Below are 21,579 nucleotides of genomic sequence, written 5' to 3' on the forward strand. Positions count from 1 at the left end.
GCCCATCGAGATTGTAGTGCCTGTGGCGCAAAGGTCGCTTTGGCAGCACACGACTCCCTTCCGCTGCCCATTTTCTGGTTAATCAACAGCCCTGATATTTTATATATTTCATAATAATTATAGGTTTATTCGTTCTTTTCCGACATATAACTTCGCTTATCGCTCCAAAGCCAGATGCCGCTTATAGATAAAAGCATGACTAAAATTATCCATGACCAAAAGTAAGAGCTTTGCAAATCAACAAGCAACCCAAATAGAAAGGGAGCGGAAATGATTGCTGACTGATTTAATGTTAATGCATAGCTTACTGTTAAACCGATTGAGTCAGGCCGGGATTTTTCTGCAACCTGTACAATAAATAAACTGTACCAACCAATCCCAAAAAAACCTAGCCAAGCACAAAGAATGAATATTATAAAGATCGGCGTTTTTTGGGGTAGGAATACTAAAGCTAATAATCCCAATACTACAGACCAAATAGTTAATATAAGCGGTTGTACTCTATCGCCCTTCCAAACTTTGTCACTCAACCATGCTAATGTTATTCGTCCTATCATTCCAAACAATAAACAAATAGATAGCATTTGTCCTGCTGTGACTAAAGTTACATGCACCATTATGTTTTGCAAAAATGTCATCAAATGAGCAACCAATATCATTTGTAGAGAGACAAGGACAAATCCTGTGAAAAGGAGAGGGTACAATTGCTTTTGCTTAAGTAGGTTTTTTAACTCGACCATAAAATTGTAGTCATTAGTTGATTTATTATTTTCAGTAACGGGATCTTTGTAGATAAAAAGAAACATCAGACCTCCAACAATGGCTAAGACGGCTTGACATACTACTGCAATTGACCAATCATATCGAGTACTGAGCAATGGAATGAGCCATCCGGCCATAGCACCCCCAATGGGTATTCCTGCTTGGCGAATGCCCATAGCGAGACCTCTTTGTGTTGAATCAAACCATTTAACTACAACTTTGCTACCTCCAGGTTGTGCTGTTCATAATGAATTCCGACTAAAAACAAAACGAAAAGAAAAGTTCCATAACTACTTGTAAGAGAAACTAATCCCATGGTAAGCCCAAGTAAAACAGAACCGACACCAATAATCCAGCGTTCACCATACCGATCCAATGCATGGCCTATAAACAGCATGGATAAAAGAGGTCCAATATTTACTACGGAAATAAGTAATCCTACTTGTGTCTGGGACAAAGAAAAGATTTGTTGCCAAATAGCTGCTAAAGGCCCCACACCATATGTTACAAATGTTGCAGATGCCTGAGCCCAAGTAGCCAATCCTAACATAACCCATCGAAATTTTTTTTCAAACGGGGATGTTATTGACTTGATAATAATCCCTCCTCACTTAAATAATAGTGTAAAAGCTACATGTCATCATGTAAAATGAATAATAAAGATATACTTAATCATTTTTATTGATTCAGAGGTGTGATAAATGGATGTTCGTGACCTTCAATTTTTTCGATCAGTTGCCCGCCATGAAAGTGTCTCCAAAGCAGCAGAAGAACTAAACTATGTGCAGTCTAATGTTACAACTCGGATTGGACGTCTAGAAAAAGAGTTGAAAACTAAGTTATTTTACCGCAACGGGGGCAAAGGTATGATATTAACTCCTGCTGGGAGAATACTCGTTCAGTACGCGGATAGAATTTTGCAATTAATAACCGAGGCTAAAAGTGCATTTCTTGATCCTCAAGGACCATTAAAAATAGGTTCTACAGAATCTATAGCTGCGGTTCATCTCCCCCCTTTGTTAAAGGATTACCATCTGAGTTATCCCGATGTATATATATCATTGGTAACGTCCTCATCTGAAGAGTTAATTGACAAGGTAATTAATTATGAATTAGATGGTGCTTTTGTTGTGGGTCCTGTAAATCGTTCGGATTTAAAGTCATCTGTTTTTTTTGGAGGAGGAATTGGTATTAATTTCAGCTGCGCGATATAAACCCATTCGGTCTGCAAGTGATCTCGAGGATCAGACTATACTTGTTTTTAACTCTGGCTGCTGTTACCGGGAAAAGCTGGAGAATTGGCTAAATTCTGAAGGGATTCGTCCAATTAAACGAATGGAGTTTAATACTTTAGATGGTATTTTTGGTTGTGTAAAAGCAGGTTTAGGTGTTGCTTTAGTATCTCGTTCAGTAGCTCAGGAATATAGTTACGAAGAGATTAGATTTCATTCTGTACCTGTTGATTATAGTCGCGCAACAACTGTTTTTATACAGCGAAATAATACTCAGCAAACTCCGGCTTTGACAAGCTTTAGTGAACTTGCGAAAAATAAATATAAAAACTTACTTTGATTTGGCACCCAAAGAAATGGGTTTCACATCTCGTTCCGTTGTTCTTGCGAGCCTAAGTCACTCCATGTGAAACCCAACCCTCCCTCCGATGTTTTCACCACGCTTCCAGGGTGTGGCGTACTTTGAGGCACCGGGTGGTACCATCTTTCCTTCAGCACTTGAATGGCCAGACACACCCTATCCATATTTTAGTGGGGGGGGATTTTGTATTACCACGCGACCGTTGTACCCATAAGGCACAAGTCGTACCAAGGTCGCTTCTCTCCCTAGTCACACTATGCAGGGTGGGCTGGGTTTTGCTCTGTCGAGACACTCCGTCGCTGTACAATCTCTTGCATCCTTTCAGAACAAAAGAATCCGTCCCTCGACATCACCCTTTTGTTCCAGAGCGACTCATCTTACTCATCTTGGGAGACGTAGAAATCCCATACTTCTCGGATATCCTCCTGGGCTCAAATGTAAATTCTGATCCCGACAACTCTCTCCTCTCAATCAGGGTTGGGATCGGGAGGAAAAGGTGTAACCGGTCGGTGTAAACAAATGGCACAATCCGGATTGCCACAATCTCCTTCCAACCACTCATTGCAAACCAAACAACAATAAGCCACATACTCTTCTGAAAAAACAGCAGGTGCCCCACAACGGGAACAGTGATCCTCAGTGATCACCCCGCGGATGGAACGATCTGCATACAGGACCCACTCCCCTTCCTCACGAAGCAGACCGCGCTTACGATCCCACACCATACTCCCTCCTTTTCACCTCCGATTTCTCTGGGAAAACTCTTCGATACAAACAGATCCGCGCTCCACTGTTGGTCTTTCCTCTATTATACAGAATTTTCGTCTGGTTCAGAAATCCCCTCTTCAACGGACCTCCCCCACCCAGACTGATCCGAAAATCCTGACCGTTACTCAACCCAGTCGATCACCTTTATTTTCAATCTATATTTTGGACAGAAAAGATCGGTTTTTTCCACGCACTGGCCACAGAGCAAAAGATTTCGTCACTTCCGCGCCTATTTCAAAGGGGGTGGAAGCCGGTCGCACCAAGCTTATTTGCCGATAAAAAAGACCGCTCCTTGTGCGGTCAAAAGTCCACGGGCATTCCACCGAAGAGGGGTTTATTGGAGGTGGATGCGACCGAAGAGGAAGAGTGGGTGGATTCCAGCGGGGACGGAGTCCCCCTTTGCCCCTTCCCCCTCAAATCAGTGCCGGAGGAAGTGGCAAAGGGCCCTGCCGGATGTCCACTCCCCGTCAGATGGGCAAACAATAGATGTTTGACCAACCCGCTGAAATTCACATCCCGCTGATCGATATACTCCAACAACATCCGTTGCGTACGATCCCGGGGATTGAAGCTGACCAAACGATGAACTCGATTTTTCCCTTCATACGGATCCGGATCAGGCATGGATGAGGCTCCTTCCTATAGCATAAAATCCATCTACATTGGCAAACATGGGATCTTCCGCAGCATAGGCGAATCCAAATCCGATTCTTTTCAAGGGTTCCTCCAAAGGTGCCGCATTTCCCCCGATAATCTTCACCCGGTCCGAAGGATTCCATGACTTCCCGATCTCAGAGACGATCTGGCCCGCCATCACTTCCGCATCGGCTCCACGCACACTATCCCACCCCAAGGGAATCGTGCCAGACTCTCTCCCGATATACGTACCATCCTGGAAAGTAGCGTAGTTGGTGGTGCGGGCTCCCGGATCGAGAATTCGGATCGTGCCTGGTTCCGGTTTGGCAAAAAAACTGGAGGCACATTCCAGGGCGAGGCCCACTTTTTCAATGGTAATTTCCCGGTAGACGCCGTTCACTGTGAGATCGTGTTTCCCCTCTAGCAAACGCTTCACTCCCGCCCGCTCCCGCTCATCGGTATAAAGGTTGATCGGGAGGCCGGTCATCACTTGGCAGCTGCCCGCTATTTCCGATTTAAACACAGAGACGAGAACTTCCAATAACGTCTGCTCGTGAACCTTCGATTCAGTCATCAGACGTTGAGGATACCCTTCCCGCTGTGCCAGTTCTCCGATGAAATAAGCTTTGCCCTTGTAACGGACTTCCAAATCCTCCTCCAGAGACTCGCGATGACCTTCAATCGCCTTACTGACGGCACTGGGAAACCAAAAGGTTCCACCTTCTTCCTTGCATTTTACTTTTGTGCCATGACGACCTGCATCCACTGCCACTAATTGGGATGACATGATTCAACCACTCCTTGAGATATGATCACAGGAAACTATACATATGTATATACAATTGCAAACTCACAAAGAAGATTGTATATACAATTGATTATACAATAACCGGTGGACAGAGTCGACTGATTTTTTTAACATGATTTCACTATAATAATTTTGAAAAGTACCTATTAAAAAACAGTTTCCCTATTGAAAGGGAGATCCTAAGTATGGTCACAGAAGAAGACCCTTTTTGAAAAGAAAACCGGCTCCCTTGACAGGAGCCGGATCAGAATCACCGGGGAAAACAGGAGATTGATTCAAACAGGGCTGTTAACTAACTAGAAAACAGTCGGAGGAAGGGAGTCCTGTGCTACCAAACCGTCCATCCTCACCGTTACCAGGGGCAAGGGCGGATCTGGGAAATCCAGGGCCGGTCCGGGCCCTCTTTCCTTAAACACTTGAATGGACTTGCCACGCTCCCATCCTATGCAAGAATCACTTTACAGAATCACCTCCTAAAGCAATGTGCCACCATTCATCCGAGGAGAGTTGGCAAGATTGCAAGTGAAAACATGCTATGGGTCAGGAAATCGTGTCTGTCCTAGCGAGGCCGGGGGGAGCGGCTGGAGCCGAACTTGTGCTCTGGAAAGAGCGAGTCACCTGACAGAAGATGATCCCCTCATCTAAAATCCCCTGTTGATTAACCACAAAATGGATGTTAGGAAGGAAACGATCCTTTCGCTCTTCCCATTGCCCCCATCGTAAAATATCGCTTGAGGGGACGGGGATCCAGCCACCTATCGGATCGGGAAGAAGGGCCAGCGATCCTCAGCCCAGCGGCTCACGGGTTGCAAAGAGAGAAGTGGGACCTCCCTTGAGTGACTGCCTAGATTTCAGCGGAAGTTCTGATGGACCGGCCCGACATCGAACATCCACTTTTTCAACTTCTTTGCTCCTTTGCTTCACCCGAGTCGCCTCGATCCCCTTCTCTTGTATGTTCAGTCGCTCCACCGAAAATCGAGTCTCCCTCTGTTCTCCACTTTCCACCTCAGAGGTCTTGGATTGAGCATACAGGTTGTAGGGCCAGAGAGTGGACACCATCAGAAAAAACATAGCCACCGCTACCCATCGCAACAGTTTCACGATCTGAACCCTCCTCCATCTGATCAACTTTTCCATATCATATCCCTTGTTGTTTCAATCTTTCAACAGATCGGAGAGAAGGAATCCCCCTCAACGGCGGAATTCCGGAGGCCCGCACCGAGAGGGGGGCAGATCGTCCCTAAAGACAGGAAGATAAAAAACAGCAACCACAGCGCCAGGGGCAAAGCGATGGCCGTTTCAAGCCAAAAGCTCATGAGCTCACCTCACAACCTGGGTTCCCAGAGTGACTCATCCGGCCCGACCGGATATTCCTCGAATCTGTCCTCATCTTAGAATATGCCGGTTCGCTCAGGAAAGGAAAGGGCGGAAACAACAACAAACGGAGGAGGAGCACACCTGATGAAACCATCATCACAAACCAAGTATCGACTGGGTTGGGCACCGCGCAAAATCATCATTCCAAGGTCTGGTTCACGTTGAGTGAGGGAGCTTTGGAGGAAATCTGCTATCCGAACCCCTCCTCTCCCCGATTTCTCCAATGGCAGTGGAGGGGCGCCGATGAGGCGATTCCTCTACAGAATGCCTCACAGGTGGAACCAGCGGAAGAAGACTCGCTCGCTTTTCGACAACTCCTCAAGGACAGCGAGGGGCGCTTCGGGTTAAACCAGACCGTCATCACGGATCCCCTTCGCCAATCTTTGGTTCTCCAAGTTCAACGGGAGGCCCTCTCCGGAGATCTTTGTCTCTCCGTGCAATCGATAGAGGGTAGCCTCCACTTCCGCACCAGACCTGTCAGAGAGCGGCAGGCCCTCCTGTTGCCCCAAGCTGAGGGATCTATAGCCGTACTCGCCTCCACAGTGCCTTTGGGAGACCCGCTCCAGATGACAGCAGACGGGAGCTGGTCCATTCTCTCTGCCCTGGAACAACTGGCGAAACCATGGGGGCTACTCCCGGAAAAGGACCGTGGGAGCGGCCTTCCTCACCTGGGCGCCCATGGGGGGCAGGGCTGTTGATTAACCAGGAAATGGGTGGTGGAATGGAAACAAAACTGACCTTTCGCTCTTCCCCTTGCCTCCATCGTAAAATATTGCTTGAGGGGACGGAGATGGTGGGACGGCTACGATCTCTTGCAAAGAACGCATAGCGAGACCCGGGAGCGGAAAGCAACCCTGGCGAGACTTGTGCCCTATGGGTGCAAAGGCTCTTCACCGTCCCACCATCCCGACCCAATTTCTTGCCTAAAATATGGCTAATCAACACGCCTGATTTTTTATAAAAGCCAACCCTGAATAACCCCCTTTGTCAACCATCGGACATAAACACGATTGCGACCTGGGAGAAGGGTGGTGCTATCCTCTGTATTTGTGAGCTTCGCAAAAACTTTTCAACCAACAGATTCCGTCTTCGATCCCACAATTGTGACTGTAGAGATGATAATGACTTGGAAAAGGTGGGTATCGGGATGTCGAGGGATAACCAGGTGATCGCATTGATCTACTCTTTTGCGGTCGCCGGTGCATGCATGGGTGCCGAACTGCTGTTCGTGGGGCCGTTGGAGCCACCGGCAGTCGCGCAAGTAAAAGACCGGACCCGCGGGGAAACCCTCGGGTCCGGTCTTTTCATCAGTTCCACTACATCTGTTCCGGCGCGGAGACGCCGATCATCTGGAGACCGCTTTTCAACACTTGGGCCACCCCGAGCAAGAGAGAGAGACGGGCGCGGGTCAACCTTTCATCTTTTTGAATCACCCGGTAAGCATTGTAGTAGCTTTGCAACTGGGTGGCCAAATCATATAGGTAGCGGACGATCCGGTGGGGTGTCATCTGCTGGGCTGCGGTAGCGATTTCCTCGGGGAATTCCGCCAGTTTCTGCAACAGATCCAATTCCGCTTCCTCTTGCAAGGCGGATAGGCTCTCCGGATCCAGTTTCACCTCAATCCCTTGCTCCCCGGCCCGACGAAAGACACTGTTGATGCGGGCGTGAGCATACTGTACATAGAAGACGGGATTCTCGTTGGATTGGGAAACCGCCAGATCCATATCGAAATCCAAGTGGCTGTCTGGCCCTCTGGATGCAAAAAAGTATCGGGTGGCATCCACTCCGACTTCCTCCATCAGTTCCGCCAAAGTGATCGCCTTCCCCGTCCGCTTGGACATTTTGACCAATTCTCCACCCTGGTACAGCTTCACCATCTGGGTGATGAGGAAAGTCATCTTGTTTACATCGAAACCCAGGGCAGCCATGGCCGCTTTCATCCGGGGGACATAGCCATGATGATCCGCACCGAAGATATCGACGATCCGGTCAAAGCCCCGATTGTATTTGTTGCGATGATACGCGATATCCGGAGTGATATAGGTGTAGGAACCATCCTGTTTCACCAACACCCGGTCCTTATCATCTCCAAACTGAGAGGACTTCAGCCAGAGCGCTCCCTCCTGCTCATAAGTCTGGCCCAGTCGGGTCAGCTCCTCCACACTCCCTTGGACCGAACCAGAGTCGTGCAGGGATTGTTCGCTGAACCAGCTGTCAAATTGAACCCGGTAATCCTGCAGGTCTTTTTGGATTCCTTCCAACAGCCGGTCCAGACCGTATCGGCGAATCCAGGCCAACCGCTCCTCTTCATCCAGACGGAGTAGCCGGTCTCCTTCCTCCTCGGCCAATTGTTTTCCCAATTCGACGATGTCCTGACCGCGATAGCCATCCTCGGGAAAGTCCACTTTTTGGCCGAGGGCCTCCTGGTAGCGGGCTTCCAGAGACAGGGTCATGTTGCGAATCTGATTGCCAGCATCATTGATGTAATATTCCCGGGTCACATCATATCCCGCGGCTTCCATCACATTGCACAGCACATCGCCGATCGCCGCCCCCCGGGCGTGTCCCAAGTGAAGACTGCCGGTGGGATTGACGCTGACAAACTCCACCAGGACCTTTTCCCCGTTGCCAGCAGAACTGCGGCCGTAGGTATCCCCCGCTCGCCCGATCTCCACCAACACTTCGCGCAGCTGAGAACGATCGATAAAAAAGTTGATAAAACCGGGACCTGCGATATGGATCTCTTGAATTGCCACCTGATCTCTGTGGATCCCAGCCACAATTATTTCAGCAATCTGGCGGGGGTTTTTCTTGGCGATTCGGGCCAGTTGCATCGCCATATTGGTCGCCAGGTCCCCGTGGGATTTTTCCCGGGGCACTTCTAAAACCACCTCCGGGAGCTCCTCTGCTGTCGCCAAGCCCGCTCGGAGCACTGCCTCCCGAATCTCCTGTCTCAGGTTCTCCTTCATCCGTTCCAATGCATTCATGCTTGGTCAGGCACCTCCGTCCATTGAATCAGCAACTGATACCGGCCCATCGGTTCCCCGGCCATCCTCAGGCGAAAGGAAAATTGAATCTGTCCCCGCATCTCTTTCCTTTCCCGCCGGTAGGCCAAAGTATGAACCTCCATCTCTGATGAGCCCCCTGGTGTCTCCACCACACAGATGGTGGTCTCTCCGGGATGGTACCTCTGTCTATAGGCGATCATTCCCTGCCGGATAATCGTGACTTCCTCTTCTCCGGCTTTCACCGTCGTCCTCACTTCATCCGGTGTCCCCGGCTCTTCTGTGTACTTCAGCACCCATTCCTGTTCCCGTTCGATCCACCGGCCATCCATCTCTTGTGAAATCTCCTCAGGATCCCTATTGTCTTCCGGGTCGATCGTGGAGATGATCGAAAGTCGGATCTGTTTCAGGGCTGATCGCTCTCCTTTCGATTGCTTTGTATCTTATCATGGGCAATCTGCCATTTCCAGTGACCTAGTGCCTCTTCAGGCAACTTTGATCTTGTTTTCAGCGAGGTGGGAACAGGGGTGGTGAGGCGGCTCCGATCTCTTGCAAAGAGCGCATAGCGAGACCGGGAACGGAGTGACCTTGGCGAGACTTGTGCCCTATGGGTACAAAGGCTCTCCGCCTTCTCACCATCCTTTCCCTTCTCTGATTTTCCACACAATGATCGCTGAGGGAGCACTAGAAGCATTGAGTATTCGTGCTGGCCGGGTCGGTAACCAATTCTCCCTATGAACAGCTTTTTCACAACGTTTCCCGATAGGGATCAGCGGGAGAAGCCGAGGAGCATCTCCCGGATCACCTTGGCCGCAGTCACCGGGGTCTGTTCGGTAGGATCGTAGATTGGGGCTACTTCCACTAGATCGGCTCCCACCACCTCCACATCGGAACGAGCGATCAGATGAATCGCCTGCAAAAGTTCCCTGGAAGTGATCCCACCGGGTTCCGGCGTTCCAGTCCCCGGTGCAAAGGCTGGATCCAGCACGTCGATATCCACAGTCACATACACCCGCCGTCCCTGAAGACCGGGGAGCTCTTCCTTCAGGGGCTGGAGCACTTCAAAGGGATGAAAATGGATTTTCCCCTGCTCCGCATATGCAAACTCCTCCCGTGTCCCGGAGCGGATACCAAACTGGTATACATTTTCCGGACCCAGCAACTCCGCGATCTTGCGCAAGGGAGTGGCGTGGGACAAGCTTTCCCCTTCATAGTCAGTCCGCAGATCGGCGTGAGCATCCAGTTGGATCACCGCCAGATCCCCGTAAGTTTTACGCAGAGTTCGGACCACTGGCCAGGTGACCAGATGTTCTCCGCCGATCCCCAGAGGCATCTTCCCCTGTTGCATGATCCGCTCCACGAACTCTCCAATGGCGACCGTGCTTCGCTCGGGATTGCCAAAGGGCAGAGGGAGATCGCCAGCATCATAATAGTTTACTTCGGAAAGATCCCGCCTCAGATATGGGCTGAACTCTTCTAACACCAGGGACGCTTCCCGAATCCGTTTGGGGCCGAAGCGAGAGCCAGGGCGAAAACTGGCCGTCCAATCCATCGGCATACCGTAGATCACGATAGAGGAGGATTCCAACTCCGGATGCGCCCCGATAAATACATTACCGGAATAAGCTTCATCCAATCGCATCCTTCATTTCGCCTCCCGAATCGTCAATTCCTCCACAAAGCGGGGTAACTGGAAAAGAGCTTGATGCAACTCCGGCTGGTAGTACCGGGTATCCGGTACTTGAAGTCGCTCCGGCGGCACTTTTAGTGGATCTGGCCCCTTGGAACCCAGTGTGAAGCTCCACAGTCCACTGGGATACGTGGGAATGCTGGCAGTGTACAGCCGGGTGATGGGAAAAGTATCCGAGAGATCTCGGTACACCTGTGCAATCAGATCTCGGTTGAACCAAGGGGATTCCGTTTGCGCCACCATCACTCCCTCGGGCCGCAGAGCTTGGAAGATCCCCTGATAAAAGGCTTTCTGAAACAATCCCACCGCCGGCCCCACCGGCTCCGTGGAATCCACCAGAATCACATCATACTCCTCCGGATGATCTTCGATATGCTTGATACCGTCTTCCACCCGAATCTCCACCCGGGGATCCCCCAAAGCACCGGCAATCTCTGGAAAGTATTCTTGGGAAACTTCAATCACTCGGCCATCGATCTCACACAGAACCGCTTTTTCCACAGCAGGATGTTTCAATACCTCTCGGATCGCCCCGCCGTCTCCCCCGCCAACTACCAACACCCGTTTCGGTGAAGGATGGGTGTTCATACCTACATGGGTCAACATCTCATGATAAACAAATTCATCCCGATCTGTGGTCATCACCATGCCGTCCAGCACGAGCATACGCCCGAACTGATTCGTCTCGATCACATCCATTCTCTGAAAGGGAGTCTGTTCATGGTGCAGCGTGCGGCTAATCTTGGCCGTGATCCCGAAGTGGGGAGTCTGTTTCTCTGTATACCAAAGTTCCATGTCCATCGTTCCATGACTCCTTCCGCTGATCCGTATCCTGAATAAAAAACCTTTCCTTAGAATAATCCAACTCTCCTTCGGAGACAATCATGGCTTAAGAATCTGCCCCTGCAGGAGACAAAATAGGAAGGAGTCCAACCGAGAAAAAAGGTGATTCTAGTGCCCCTTCAGGCAACTTTGATCTTGTTTTTCAGCAAAGCGGGGGCGGGAGGGTGGGGGCGGCTCCGATCTCTTGCAAAGAGCGCATAGCGAGACCGGGAACGGAGTGACCTTGGCGAGACTTGTGCCCTATGGGTACAAAGGCGAATCAAATCCCCACCATCCCATCCCATCTGTGATTTTCCACACAATGTTAGCTGAGGAGGCGCTAGGAGGTGGCTTGCTTTTAGACCATGCAAAGAAATACCCGCTCCCTTATGCATAGAGGAATCTCTTTTCTCTCATACTATTTCATGGGTTTTTATCCGGTTCATGACGAGTTGTCCAAGATGGAACCATCCAAGGAGTGGAATCCGATGGGAGATGAACTTAATCATTCCTTGCCGCCAGAGACACCGGACTGGAAGCAACTTCCCCTGGAGAAGTGGTGGTCCCTGAGCCGGATGTTCCTGCGCTGGTTTGGATTCTGCTTGGTTGTTGGAGTCAGTTTGGCGCTGGTCACCCTTCTGTATTTGAAATCTAAACCTCTGCCGCCTCCGCAACTGGGACTGACCACTCGGATTCTGGATTGCCACGGCAAGTTGATCGATACCCTGGATCGCGGGGAGAGACGGGACCCGGTTCAGTTGAAAGAGCTCCCCCGATCGATTGAAGAGGCGACATTGACGGCGGAGGATCAACGATTTTACGAACATTGGGGCTTCTCCCCCCAGGGGATTCTGCGCGCGATATGGATCAATCTGAAACAAGGCCGGGTATCCCAGGGAGCGAGCACCATCACACAACAGTTAGCTCGCAATCTTTATCTGACCCATGACCGGACCTGGTCCCGCAAATGGCGGGAGGCTGTTTTGACCACCCAATTGGAGATCCATTTTTCCAAGAAAGAGATTCTGGAGATGTATCTGAACAAGATATATTACGGTCATGGAGCCCATGGCATTGAACGGGCAGCCCGCATCTATTTCGGGAAATCGGCCCATGACCTCACCCTGGCGGAGAGTGCCATGCTAGCCGGGATCCCCCGAGGGCCCCGCTGGTATTCTCCCCTGAATGATCCCCATCGGGCCAAGGCGCGTCAGGAATCGATCCTAGACCGGATGGCCCAGTCGGGGCGGATCACCTCCCAGGAAGCCGAAGCCGCCAAAAACGAAGTTCTCGTCTATGCCGATCCTCCCCGCTCTCAGCCCGCCCGAGCCCCTTATTTCCGGGATTACGTGATTCAGGAGGCGGACCGGTTGGGCTTAGATGAGAGTCTGCTGCAAAACGGCGGATTAAAGATTTATACCACCCTGGATCTGAAGATGCAGGAAGAAGCAGAGCAGTCCATCCATAAATATCTGAAAAACAGCGGTGAACTCCAAGCTTCCCTGATCAGCATCGACCCACGAAACGGCCAGATCCGGGCGCTGGTCGGTGGCAAAGACTATAGTCGTTCCCAGTATAACCGGATCTTCGGCAAACGACAGCCGGGATCCACCTTCAAACCGATTCTCTATCTGGCGGCTCTGGAACAGGGATTCACCCCTGTCTCCCGTTTTGACAGCAAACCGACCACCTTCGTTTACCAGGGTGGCAATTACCGACCCACCAACTATCGCAACCGCTATGCCAACCGACCGATCACGATGGCGGAAGCCCTGGCCACTTCGGACAACATTTACGCTGTCCATACCCACTTAGCCATCGGCGAGGAGAAAGCAGTTCGCATGGGGCGGCGCCTGGGAATTGGAAGTCCGTTAAAACCCGTTCCCTCTCTCGCCTTGGGAACGAGTGCTGTCAGTCCCTTTGACATGGTTCAAGTCTACGCCAGCTTGGCAGCCGGAGGGGTGCATCATTCCCCCGTCTCCATCCTGCGAGTGGAGGACGCAGAGGGCAAAATCCTATCAGAAAGCCGATCCGCACCGGAACAGGTGATCACTCCTGCAGAAGCCTTTGTCATGACCCGGATGCTGGAGGGGGTGTTTGCCCCAGGAGGAACTGCCAACCGGGTCAAACAGATGCTGGCTCGACCGGTGGCAGGGAAAACTGGTAGCACGGACTGGGACTCCTGGCTCTCCGGGTACACCCCCCGTCTGGCCACCACGGTCTGGGTAGGATTCGATCGTGGGAAGGCTCTTCCCGATGGGGCCTCCCGTCTCACCCACGGCATCTGGGGAAGCTACATGCGCGCCGCATTGAAGGGGACCCCTGCACAAGGGTTTCAACCTCCTGCCGGGGTTGTCAAAGCCAAGGTGGATCCAGAAACGGGAGAACGGGCCGGGCCGGCCTGCCCCCGTTCCGTCGATCACTGGTTCCTGGCTGGAACGGAGCCGAAGCGCACCTGTACAGCCCATCCCTCATCTGTGGATTCACCCCCACCTTCCCTGTGGCAACGGATCAAAAAATGGTGGACCGGTTAACCCGGCCCACCATTTTTCTTTTTTCATTTCAGCATTCCTTGCTACCTCCGATGTTTCCTTCTCCATCCGTCAACAGACCGTCATCATGGAGGGTGATCAGATCCGCTTGGCTCAGTTCCTTCATGATTTCATAAAAGTTTTCTCGACGCTCTGGCGGAAGGTCTTGCACAAACCGGTTGATCTCTTCCGGGGATGCCTGGGGAGTAAAATGAGTCCCACCATGAAGAGCGAAGTGTTCCTCCCCTGTTTCCCTCCGACCTTTCGATGTCATGACAACTCCTCCTTTTCCGCTTAGCATGCTCCAAAGAAAGAATGATCAAAGGTTGATATCACTTGAAAAAGACACCAAAACGGCGGGCTCATCTGCCCGCCGTTTTGGTGTCCTAGCAAGTTGGTTCCGCAACCTGGGTTTAAGTGTAACCCACGTCCCTTCCCCAAACAAGGCGCCCCATCGATTGTTCACACAGCGTTCATGTTTCCGTCGCCAAGGCTTCCTTCAAGTCATCGGATGACCGCTTCCACATGTCCGGATCGTTCTCCATCAACAACCGACGCAGGGCACCCTTTTCCACATCATTTAATTCCTGCACCCGAATCCGCCGTTTCAAGGCGTCATCCATCCGGTTGACATGGTCCGCCATGTTTTTCCATCCCCGTCTGATTTCTCGATTCACCCGCATTGCACAGGCCGCCACACCCGCATAATAGGATCCTTCCTCTTTGCGGTCCACTGCCACCCAAACCACCCGGTACTCTGTTCCACCTGGAACTTCATCCGGATTGCTCAAAAATTTGATTCCCCGCTCCGCCCTGCTTTTGCCATGAATTAGACCCAGGTCGATCCGGGCCTCCTCCCCTTCGATCAGAACGGCGGAGAGATTGCTCAGATTGAGTGTCCCCGTATGATAACCACCATGGGTGGTGGAGTCACTCCGGATGATGTTGAATTCCGATTTTTTATTTCGACTCACCGAACTCCCCCCTTTGTCTTTTTATTGTATCTCAGACACTACCTTTTCAAAATGGGGAGTACAAAAAGAGTTGTGATTTAGGCAGACACGCTCTAGGCGTGCTGTGAAAAAAAAGCAGTAGATCCCAATGTTCCTAGAAGTTTCTCAACATATTGACCCGTTCTACCACTTCACTGCGGTTGAGATCGGAAACTAAAGGTCCCTGTTCCGGCTCCCGCGACGGATGTGTTTCCTCTCGGACCGGCTGCCTTAGAGGCATGTGAATGTTAAAGGTGGTGCCGCACCCCGGTTGGCTGGTCACATGAATCTGCCCTCCATGCTCCGATATGATGCGATGGCAAATGGAAAGTCCCATGCCGGTCCCGTCCCCTTTGGTGCTGAAAAAGGGATCAAAAATGCGGGACATATGTTCCGGCGGGATCCCGCTGCCGCTGTCCCGGATCCGCACCACCACCCGATCCCCCGTCTCTTTCCAACTCACGCTGACCATCCCCTTGCTTTTGAGGGACTCCAGACCGTTTTGTACCAAATTGATCAAGACTTGCTTCAGCTGCTCCGTATCCGCCTCAACAATCACTGGAGAAGCCGGAGGCCGGGCCACCAATTCATGTCCCATCAAGATGGCTCGGGGGTTGAGGAGTTGCAGAACATCATCGATCAACCGATCCAGGTTAAACAGGGTATGCCGGACTGGCCGGGATTCGCTCAGATGCAAGAACTGTTTCAACAGATCATTGATCCGATCGATCTCAGGCAAGATCACCGACTCCCATTTTTTCACTTCCGGAGCTTCCGCAGCCGAGATCTGGATAAAACCACGGATGGAGGTAAGCGGATTGCGGATCTCATGGGCCAAGCCCGCCGCCAACAAACCGACAGCGGACAACTTCTCCAGATGACGCCGCTGTTCTTCCTCCCGGTGCCGAATCCGGGTTTGCTCAATAGACAGCCGGTGTTCTGCCAGTCGGATCAGTTCCGCTCCATTTTGGGCATCCATCGGATAGGAGGCGGTGCCGAGACAGTAGTGAATCGTGCATCGTTCCGACTGATAACCGTTGATCACCTGCTCCACCGTATCCAGAATAAGGCGCATCGTAGAATCATCCCCCATCAATCCGATGGCAAACTGATCCCCGTCATAGCGCGCAACCTGTGCATAGGGAGGAAGTTTCTTTTTCAGTTCCCGCGCGATCCCGGTCAGCAGTTGATCCCCTGCATCGATCCCCTCTTTCGTATTGACTTGCCGGAAGTCGACCAAATCGATACAGATCACGTGATAAGATTGTTCTGCCGCCAGACACCGGGACAAACTTTTGGTTACTTGTTCCTGAAAACCACCAAAATTGTACATCCCGGTCAGATAATCTCTGCGGGAGATCTCCTTCAGCTCATCGATATGAGTTTGGAGACGGGTGTAGGCGTCTTCCACCTTTCGAAGAAGCTTGCGGTTTTCTTCTTTTAATTCATCTGATCGGCGATGCACACGGCGAAGGTAGATACTCAGCCACGCAGAACAGGCGAAGAGGATCATCTCCCCCAGCAAACGAAAATAATCTTCGCCTGCCGTTGCACCGAAACCCACCCATTCGTACACCAAGAAAAAGAAGATGGCGGAAATCACAGTGGTCTCTGTGGATAAACGATCGTGCAAAAGAGCCAAGACCACGAGGTACACCCACAGAAAGGACACATCCACGGTCAGATAGTCCAAAACCGCCAACAAAAAGAGTACGGCCAATGGATACAGCAAAAACGGGAACGTCGGAGCCCATTTGCGTCTCACCCAAAGCATCAGCAGCAGGATTCCCAGGATCACCCCGGTTGCGAACCACCTCAGCTCAGGTTGAAAAAGCCACGAAGCCATTGCTCCAAGGGCTTCATACCTGTTTGCCAAGTTTGAACCCCCCATTTTCTCCGATCGGTGATTCCAGATCTATTTTTAACAAGGGTTTCTTTACCGTCCGTTTTGATTCTCCTAACAGATTCCCCATGAAATCAAAATTAGGATTCCACATTCGCTCCCGGATCTCCTTCTTAAAAAAGAGCATTCGACAAATCCTATCAAATATTGATATAAATTTCTCTCCTCTTGGGAGTGGCTTATGTGACCGGCAACAATCCTTTGCCTCCATTGGAATCCTGTCCGAGTCACTCCCTTTCCGGCCTTACGATACACTTTTTGGCCAGAGATCAGGGACGGTCACACAGGCCTGACCTCCAGCAAGAGATCATCATTCACCTCAGGGCTGTTGATGAACCATTAAGTGGATGATGGGAACGAAACGACCCTTTCCCTCTTCCCATTGCCCTCATCGTAAAATATGGCTTGAGGGAACGGGGGTGGTGGGACGGTGAAGAGCTTTTGCACCCATAGGGCACAAGTCTCGCCAGGGTCGCTTTCCGCTCCCGGGTCTCGCTATGCGCTCTTTGCAAGAGATCGTAGCTGTCCCACCATCCCGACCTGATTTCCTACCTAACATAGGACTAATGAACACGCCTGCATTCGCCCAATTTTAGCGAGATCGTTTTCCACGCTTGAGCAGTACAGGATGCTCCTCCGCAACCATTTTATCAACAGCCTGGATATGTAACTGATAACAGCCCCCTCTTTCCCTGGGGGCTGTTTTTTTATAATTCTCCTTTTCTGACCCTCTGTAACCCTCTCTTTTTCGGTCTCTCTGCTTTAGAAGCGTTGTGGTTTACATCGATCTGGGATGGCCGGGATGGGGTTTTACATGTCATTCCGTTGTTCTTGCGAGCCAACGACGTTCCACGGGAAACCCTATCCTCCCTATGACGAGTTTTTCACAACGCTTCTAGGGTGTATCTAAAGAAGGACCCGACAGGCTCTAAACCATCCGACCGACCCACCGGGGAGCAGGTTCCTTCTTCTGCTCTCCAGGCCCCTCCTTCGCCTCATCCTGCCAACGATACAAAACCCGCTGACTACCTCCCCCTGCTCTTTTTCCAGATCGGGTTGCCGAAAAGGCATCCACTCCCGCTGCCCACTGTTCCCGTCCCTTCGGGGGAGACTCTCCCCCGCCTTGCCAATGGATCCTCATATCCTCCGTAGCAGGCTTGTACATCGGCGACTCCGGCTTCTTCCACAGATGGTTGTAGCGCTGCCGGGCCAGGGGCGTCCGCTCATGTTCCTCCAAGAGCGTATGTACAATGGTGTCCTTCAGAATCGTTTTGATTTCCTCACTGCGATACCCGTTGTCCACCTCTTCCACCCACTTAAACACCGGACCATCCTCTTCCGTGAACGTCACATTTCGCTGAGTGGGGGACAATTTTTTCATGGAAGCGAGCCGCTCCCGAAAGGAATCGGAATCACAAATCGTATTCAGCGGAAAGTAGATTCCTTTTAAATAAGACTGAATGCAATATTTAACCAACAACGGAAACTGTCCTCTGGGCAGGATATCATACCAGTTGCGAAGAAAACGGTCTTTCTTTCCGAGGTAAACTCCCACGGTAATAGCCATTCTGCTGACCCGCCTTTCATGGATTGAGATCCGGCATGTTGATCGACTGCTTTTCGGGTGAGGGGCGGTTCTGCCACACAACAAGTGGCACCTGCAGAACACCCATCGCGCCTTCCTTTCCATCACCCTATTCCAGTGATTCAACAGCCTTCGATTGAATTGGATTCCGCCCGGCCGTCGGCCGGAACGGAGCCGAACCGGAAAACAGGCAAAGAAGGCGACGCTGCATTTTTTTCTCTCCATTCCGCCGCGAACCCTTCTTTTGGCAAATATACTATCAATGGCTAGATAGAATCGTCAACGGAATATTTTGTCGAATATAGACAAGTTCTCCCGGAATCTGAGTCACTTGATAATTTGCTGATGGTTACGTAGGATTTTCCGATATACGGAGGGGTTTCCAATCTTCGAGAACATGCGAAAGAAAGGACGGGTGTTCACTTCAAAAATCCACGGCGTGCCCTCCCGATCCAGTCCCACATCGATCCCCAACTCCTTTAACCCTGGAAAACTTCGCTCCAGCACATCTGCAGTTAAATACGATATTTTTTCCAATTCCCGGATAGTTTTTTCTGGGGTAATCCCTTCTCCATCCATAGCGTGCAGAGCTTTTTTCATCTCCATAGGTTGACCGCCTTTACAATGGTTGGTGACAAACCGGCCCCGGGCAGCCACCTTGACTACCATTCCACTCAGAGTCCATCGATCCCTAGGCTTTTGCAACAAAACCCGGATATCAAAGGGCCTCTCTTTGATCGTGGCCAATTCCACCCCTTCCTGCAAAATGTACCTGCGGGAGGGAGACAAGAGTTTTTCCACAGTCCGACCCAAGTTCCTTTCCTCCACCATCCGGCAGTTCTTTCGAAAACAGACTTCAAATCGGTGGGTAAGCTTTCGAATCCGAACAATTCCGGAACCTCCTCCGCCTTTATCTGGTTTTACAAATACGGTGGGAAATTGCATCATCATTTTTTTTATGTTTTCTTCCGAATACCAGGCGGTTGCGGGCAGACAAGAGCGTAGATAGGGGTGTTTCCACATCACCACATGTTTCATGGCTTTGCTGGCGATCTGACGGTATTTTAGCTTGCGTTTCATCACAGCCACCTCTTCCATCGCATCGGCTTGTCGCAACACTGTCAGTCTATTCCTCCTCCAGTTGTTCAGGAAGCGTTTTTCCGCCCAAAATTGCGGAATGTGTTAAAATGTAAAAGCAAACAACCTAGAAGTTCACTCTAGAAGGGATGGTGCAAAAATGCGCAAAAAACATCCCTCTCTTTTAAAATCTTTCAGCATGTGGTTTCTCTTTTTCATCCTGTTACTCACATTTCTCAGTCCCCAGAGCAAGATGTTTGCCCAACCTGTTCTTCATAAAGGAAATCAAGTGCTGGAAAGTTGGCGATTCCGGGATGACCCCCAATGGTCAGGAAAAAACGTGATCGTAACCTATCCTCCCGGATTCCTGAACCAAGCCAAATTAGTGGCGCAAGAGATGGATCGGGTTCTCACCGATTTTGAAAAAGCGTACGGATTTGATCCGAGCCAGCCTGTTCCCATCTTTCTCTTTCCAGATCGATCTTCTCTTCAGGATCATTTTTTCTGGGATGAAGACCAAAGTGCCACAGGCGTCTACTTTTCCGGCGCGATCTATCTATTGAATCCTCAAGTGTGGAGCGAAGAGTTTCCTTCTGCCGAGGTGGATCCGACACGCTGGGCTCACCTTTTTCATAAGCAGGGGCCTCTCTACCACGAAACGGCCCATTTCTATCTGGACCGGTATACCGGTGGCAATTATCCCTCCTGGTATACGGAGGCTTTTGCCCAATGGGTGGAATACCGGAAGCTCGGCTATGAATGGATCATTCCGGAGAACGATCTGTCCCGTCATCCACTCTATGAATATCAGGAGCTGTCAGACCAGTTCCATCAACTTCCCAACCAGGCTCTCGCCTATCGACAATCTTTTTTGTGGCTCCGTTGGATGGTGGAAAACCATGGGGACTCCTGCCTCCACCACCTCCATCAGCAGCTTGCCCGGGGAATTCCTTTTGATTCCGCCTGGAAACAGGTCTTTGAAAGTTCTCCTAGGGAATCCTTTGAAGAATGGCGCCGACAGACCTACTAAATGAATGAAGTCGATCTGTGGATCCAACCTGTGCATTCATCGTAACAGGGGTAGATCCCGATCTCTGCAAAACTGGGGCGTCAGCTCGCCTCGCCTAAATCCCACTACTTTTAGGGGATGTCTAGTCAATCCGTTCTGATGTTACAGTGATAGAGAGGCCTGTGACCAGTTAGGAAGTCCAGAAGCTCGGGACAGGACCTATCCTTACGAGTTCTTTATCATCTATTTTCCAATTTATCCACGCTCGGATCATTCTTCGCATTTTTTAGATGACAGGGGGGGTAAATCATGTCTGCCAAAATCCTCGTCGTAGAAGACGAGAAGCCGATTGCTGATATCTTGCAGTTCAACTTGAGTAAAGAAGGCTTTACAGTGGAGTGCATCCATGACGGGGATGAAGCCTTAAAACGGATCTACGAGGAACCCCCGGACCTGATCCTGCTGGATCTGATGCTGCCGGGAACAGACGGCATCGAAATCTGCCGCAAAGTTCGGGAGAAATACCGGATGCCGATCATCATGGTCACCGCCAAGGACTCTGAAGTGGACAAGGTCCTGGGATTGGAACTGGGAGCGGATGACTATGTCACCAAGCCCTTCAGCAACCGGGAGCTATTGGCTCGTATCAAGGCCAACCTGCGTCGAGTCCGGGATCACGAAGAATCCTCCTCGGATCCGGACGACCAGGTTCAGGTGGGATCACTCACAATCGATCAAGGGAGTTATCTCGTCACCAAGCAGCAAAAAACCCTGGATCTAACCCACAGGGAATTTGAACTTCTCCTCTATATGGCCAAACACGTCAACCAGGTCCTGACCCGGGAGCATCTGTTGCAATCCGTGTGGGGATATGATTACTTCGGTGATGTCCGCACCGTAGATGTGACGATTCGACGCCTGCGGGAGAAAATTGAACAAGATCCCAGTCAGCCCCAGTACATTATCACCCGGCGTGGGATCGGCTACACCATGCGAGATCCTGGAACTGATCGGTGAACCC

General features: G+C 50.9%; 22 protein-coding genes. 6 read left to right on the forward strand and 16 right to left on the reverse strand.

The genetic code is table 11. From position 1 onward, the window contains the following. Nucleotides 1-125: 125 nt before the first annotated feature. Both JOD24_RS08760 and JOD24_RS08765 read right to left on the reverse strand, forming a co-directional pair. Nucleotides 126-938, reverse strand: coding sequence for an MFS transporter (locus JOD24_RS08760; protein ID WP_429246757.1), 813 nt, complete (start codon nt 936-938; stop codon nt 126-128). A 35-nt stretch (nt 939-973) separates the two neighbouring features. After that, nucleotides 974-1,303, reverse strand: a complete 330-nt coding sequence (locus JOD24_RS08765; protein ID WP_429246758.1) for an MFS transporter — start codon at nt 1,301-1,303, stop codon at nt 974-976. 160 nt (nt 1,304-1,463) lie between these two features. On the opposite strand from JOD24_RS08765, the gene JOD24_RS08770 reads away from it, so the two are divergent. Both JOD24_RS08770 and JOD24_RS08775 read left to right on the forward strand, forming a co-directional pair. Next, on the forward strand, nt 1,464-1,976 hold the full coding sequence (locus JOD24_RS08770; RefSeq protein ID WP_429246759.1) for a LysR family transcriptional regulator: 513 nt from the start codon (nt 1,464-1,466) through the stop codon (nt 1,974-1,976). Further along, a complete protein-coding gene (locus JOD24_RS08775; RefSeq protein WP_429246760.1) occupies nt 1,948-2,334 on the forward strand; it encodes a LysR substrate-binding domain-containing protein in 387 nt (128 codons plus the stop codon). Before JOD24_RS08770 ends, JOD24_RS08775 begins: the two co-directional genes overlap by 29 nt. A 488-nt stretch (nt 2,335-2,822) precedes the next feature. Here JOD24_RS08775 and JOD24_RS08780 read toward each other — a convergent pair whose 3' ends face one another. The 5 genes from JOD24_RS08780 to JOD24_RS08800 form a co-directional block, all read right to left on the reverse strand. Continuing rightward, complete coding sequence (locus tag JOD24_RS08780; RefSeq protein ID WP_429246761.1) at nt 2,823-3,077, reverse strand: hypothetical protein; 255 nt, start codon at nt 3,075-3,077, stop codon at nt 2,823-2,825. Nucleotides 3,078-3,423: 346 nt separating this feature from the next. After that, nucleotides 3,424-3,747, reverse strand: coding sequence for a hypothetical protein (locus tag JOD24_RS08785; protein ID WP_380164996.1), 324 nt, complete (start codon nt 3,745-3,747; stop codon nt 3,424-3,426). Continuing rightward, a complete protein-coding gene (locus JOD24_RS08790) occupies nt 3,740-4,546 on the reverse strand; it encodes a ParM/StbA family protein (RefSeq protein WP_429246762.1) in 807 nt (268 codons plus the stop codon). Before JOD24_RS08790 ends, JOD24_RS08785 begins: the two co-directional genes overlap by 8 nt. Before the next feature lie 807 nt (nt 4,547-5,353). After that, a complete protein-coding gene (locus JOD24_RS08795; protein ID WP_380164992.1) occupies nt 5,354-5,668 on the reverse strand; it encodes a hypothetical protein in 315 nt (104 codons plus the stop codon). A 62-nt stretch (nt 5,669-5,730) separates the two neighbouring features. Further along, the gene (locus JOD24_RS08800; RefSeq protein WP_380164990.1) at nt 5,731-5,883 is read right to left on the reverse strand and encodes a hypothetical protein; all 153 of its coding nucleotides are present in this window, start codon (nt 5,881-5,883) and stop codon (nt 5,731-5,733) included. A gap of 180 nt (nt 5,884-6,063) precedes the next feature. Between JOD24_RS08800 and JOD24_RS08805 the strand changes: the two genes are divergently transcribed. Further along, nucleotides 6,064-6,642 carry a hypothetical protein gene (locus tag JOD24_RS08805; protein WP_380164988.1) on the forward strand — a complete coding sequence of 193 codons (579 nt, stop codon included), beginning with the start codon at nt 6,064-6,066 and terminating at the stop codon, nt 6,640-6,642. A 618-nt stretch (nt 6,643-7,260) separates the two neighbouring features. Here JOD24_RS08805 and argS read toward each other — a convergent pair. The 4 genes from argS to speE form a co-directional block, all read right to left on the reverse strand. Beyond that, entirely contained in the window at nt 7,261-8,931 is a 1,671-nt protein-coding gene (gene argS / locus JOD24_RS08810; protein WP_429246763.1) for an arginine--tRNA ligase, read from the reverse strand. After that, nucleotides 8,928-9,359: a YwiB family protein gene (locus JOD24_RS08815; RefSeq protein ID WP_429246779.1), complete on the reverse strand. Its 432-nt coding sequence runs from the start codon at nt 9,357-9,359 to the stop codon at nt 8,928-8,930. The genes argS and JOD24_RS08815 overlap by 4 nt, the downstream gene beginning before the upstream one ends. Before the next feature lie 359 nt (nt 9,360-9,718). Next, on the reverse strand, nt 9,719-10,591 hold the full coding sequence (gene speB / locus JOD24_RS08820) for an agmatinase (RefSeq protein WP_380164984.1): 873 nt from the start codon (nt 10,589-10,591) through the stop codon (nt 9,719-9,721). Between the two features lie 3 nt (nt 10,592-10,594). Beyond that, nucleotides 10,595-11,434 (reverse strand): polyamine aminopropyltransferase, encoded by an 840-nt coding sequence (speE, locus tag JOD24_RS08825; RefSeq protein ID WP_380165241.1) that lies wholly within the window; start codon nt 11,432-11,434, stop codon nt 10,595-10,597. 515 nt (nt 11,435-11,949) lie between these two features. On the opposite strand from speE, the gene JOD24_RS08830 reads away from it, so the two are divergent. Then, nucleotides 11,950-13,995 carry a transglycosylase domain-containing protein gene (locus tag JOD24_RS08830; RefSeq protein WP_380164833.1) on the forward strand — a complete coding sequence of 682 codons (2,046 nt, stop codon included), beginning with the start codon at nt 11,950-11,952 and terminating at the stop codon, nt 13,993-13,995. A gap of 28 nt (nt 13,996-14,023) precedes the next feature. Here the strand turns inward: JOD24_RS08830 and JOD24_RS08835 are convergent, their stop codons facing one another. The 5 genes from JOD24_RS08835 to JOD24_RS08855 all read right to left on the reverse strand — a co-directional run bounded on the left by JOD24_RS08835 (nt 14,024) and on the right by JOD24_RS08855 (nt 19,591). Next, nucleotides 14,024-14,266, reverse strand: coding sequence for a hypothetical protein (locus JOD24_RS08835; protein ID WP_380164835.1), 243 nt, complete (start codon nt 14,264-14,266; stop codon nt 14,024-14,026). Nucleotides 14,267-14,465: 199 nt separating this feature from the next. Next, nucleotides 14,466-14,966, reverse strand: a complete 501-nt coding sequence (locus JOD24_RS08840; protein ID WP_380164837.1) for a YwhD family protein — start codon at nt 14,964-14,966, stop codon at nt 14,466-14,468. Nucleotides 14,967-15,099: 133 nt separating this feature from the next. Continuing rightward, entirely contained in the window at nt 15,100-16,860 is a 1,761-nt protein-coding gene (locus JOD24_RS08845) for a sensor histidine kinase (RefSeq protein WP_429246764.1), read from the reverse strand. A gap of 955 nt (nt 16,861-17,815) precedes the next feature. Next, nucleotides 17,816-18,454, reverse strand: coding sequence for a hypothetical protein (locus JOD24_RS08850; RefSeq protein ID WP_380164841.1), 639 nt, complete (start codon nt 18,452-18,454; stop codon nt 17,816-17,818). Nucleotides 18,455-18,799: 345 nt separating this feature from the next. Then, nucleotides 18,800-19,591, reverse strand: a complete 792-nt coding sequence (locus JOD24_RS08855; RefSeq protein ID WP_380164843.1) for a YheC/YheD family protein — start codon at nt 19,589-19,591, stop codon at nt 18,800-18,802. A 118-nt stretch (nt 19,592-19,709) separates the two neighbouring features. Between JOD24_RS08855 and JOD24_RS08860 the strand changes: the two genes are divergently transcribed. Together JOD24_RS08860 and yycF are read left to right on the forward strand one after the other, a co-directional pair. Beyond that, a complete protein-coding gene (locus JOD24_RS08860) occupies nt 19,710-20,579 on the forward strand; it encodes a peptidase MA family metallohydrolase (protein WP_380164845.1) in 870 nt (289 codons plus the stop codon). A gap of 288 nt (nt 20,580-20,867) precedes the next feature. Then, on the forward strand, nt 20,868-21,575 hold the full coding sequence (yycF, locus tag JOD24_RS08865; protein ID WP_380164847.1) for a response regulator YycF: 708 nt from the start codon (nt 20,868-20,870) through the stop codon (nt 21,573-21,575). Nucleotides 21,576-21,579: the final 4 nt, after the last annotated feature.

The organism is Kroppenstedtia sanguinis (assembly GCF_050433445.1).
Taxonomy (GTDB): Bacteria; Bacillota; Bacilli; order Thermoactinomycetales; family DSM-45169; genus Kroppenstedtia; species Kroppenstedtia sanguinis.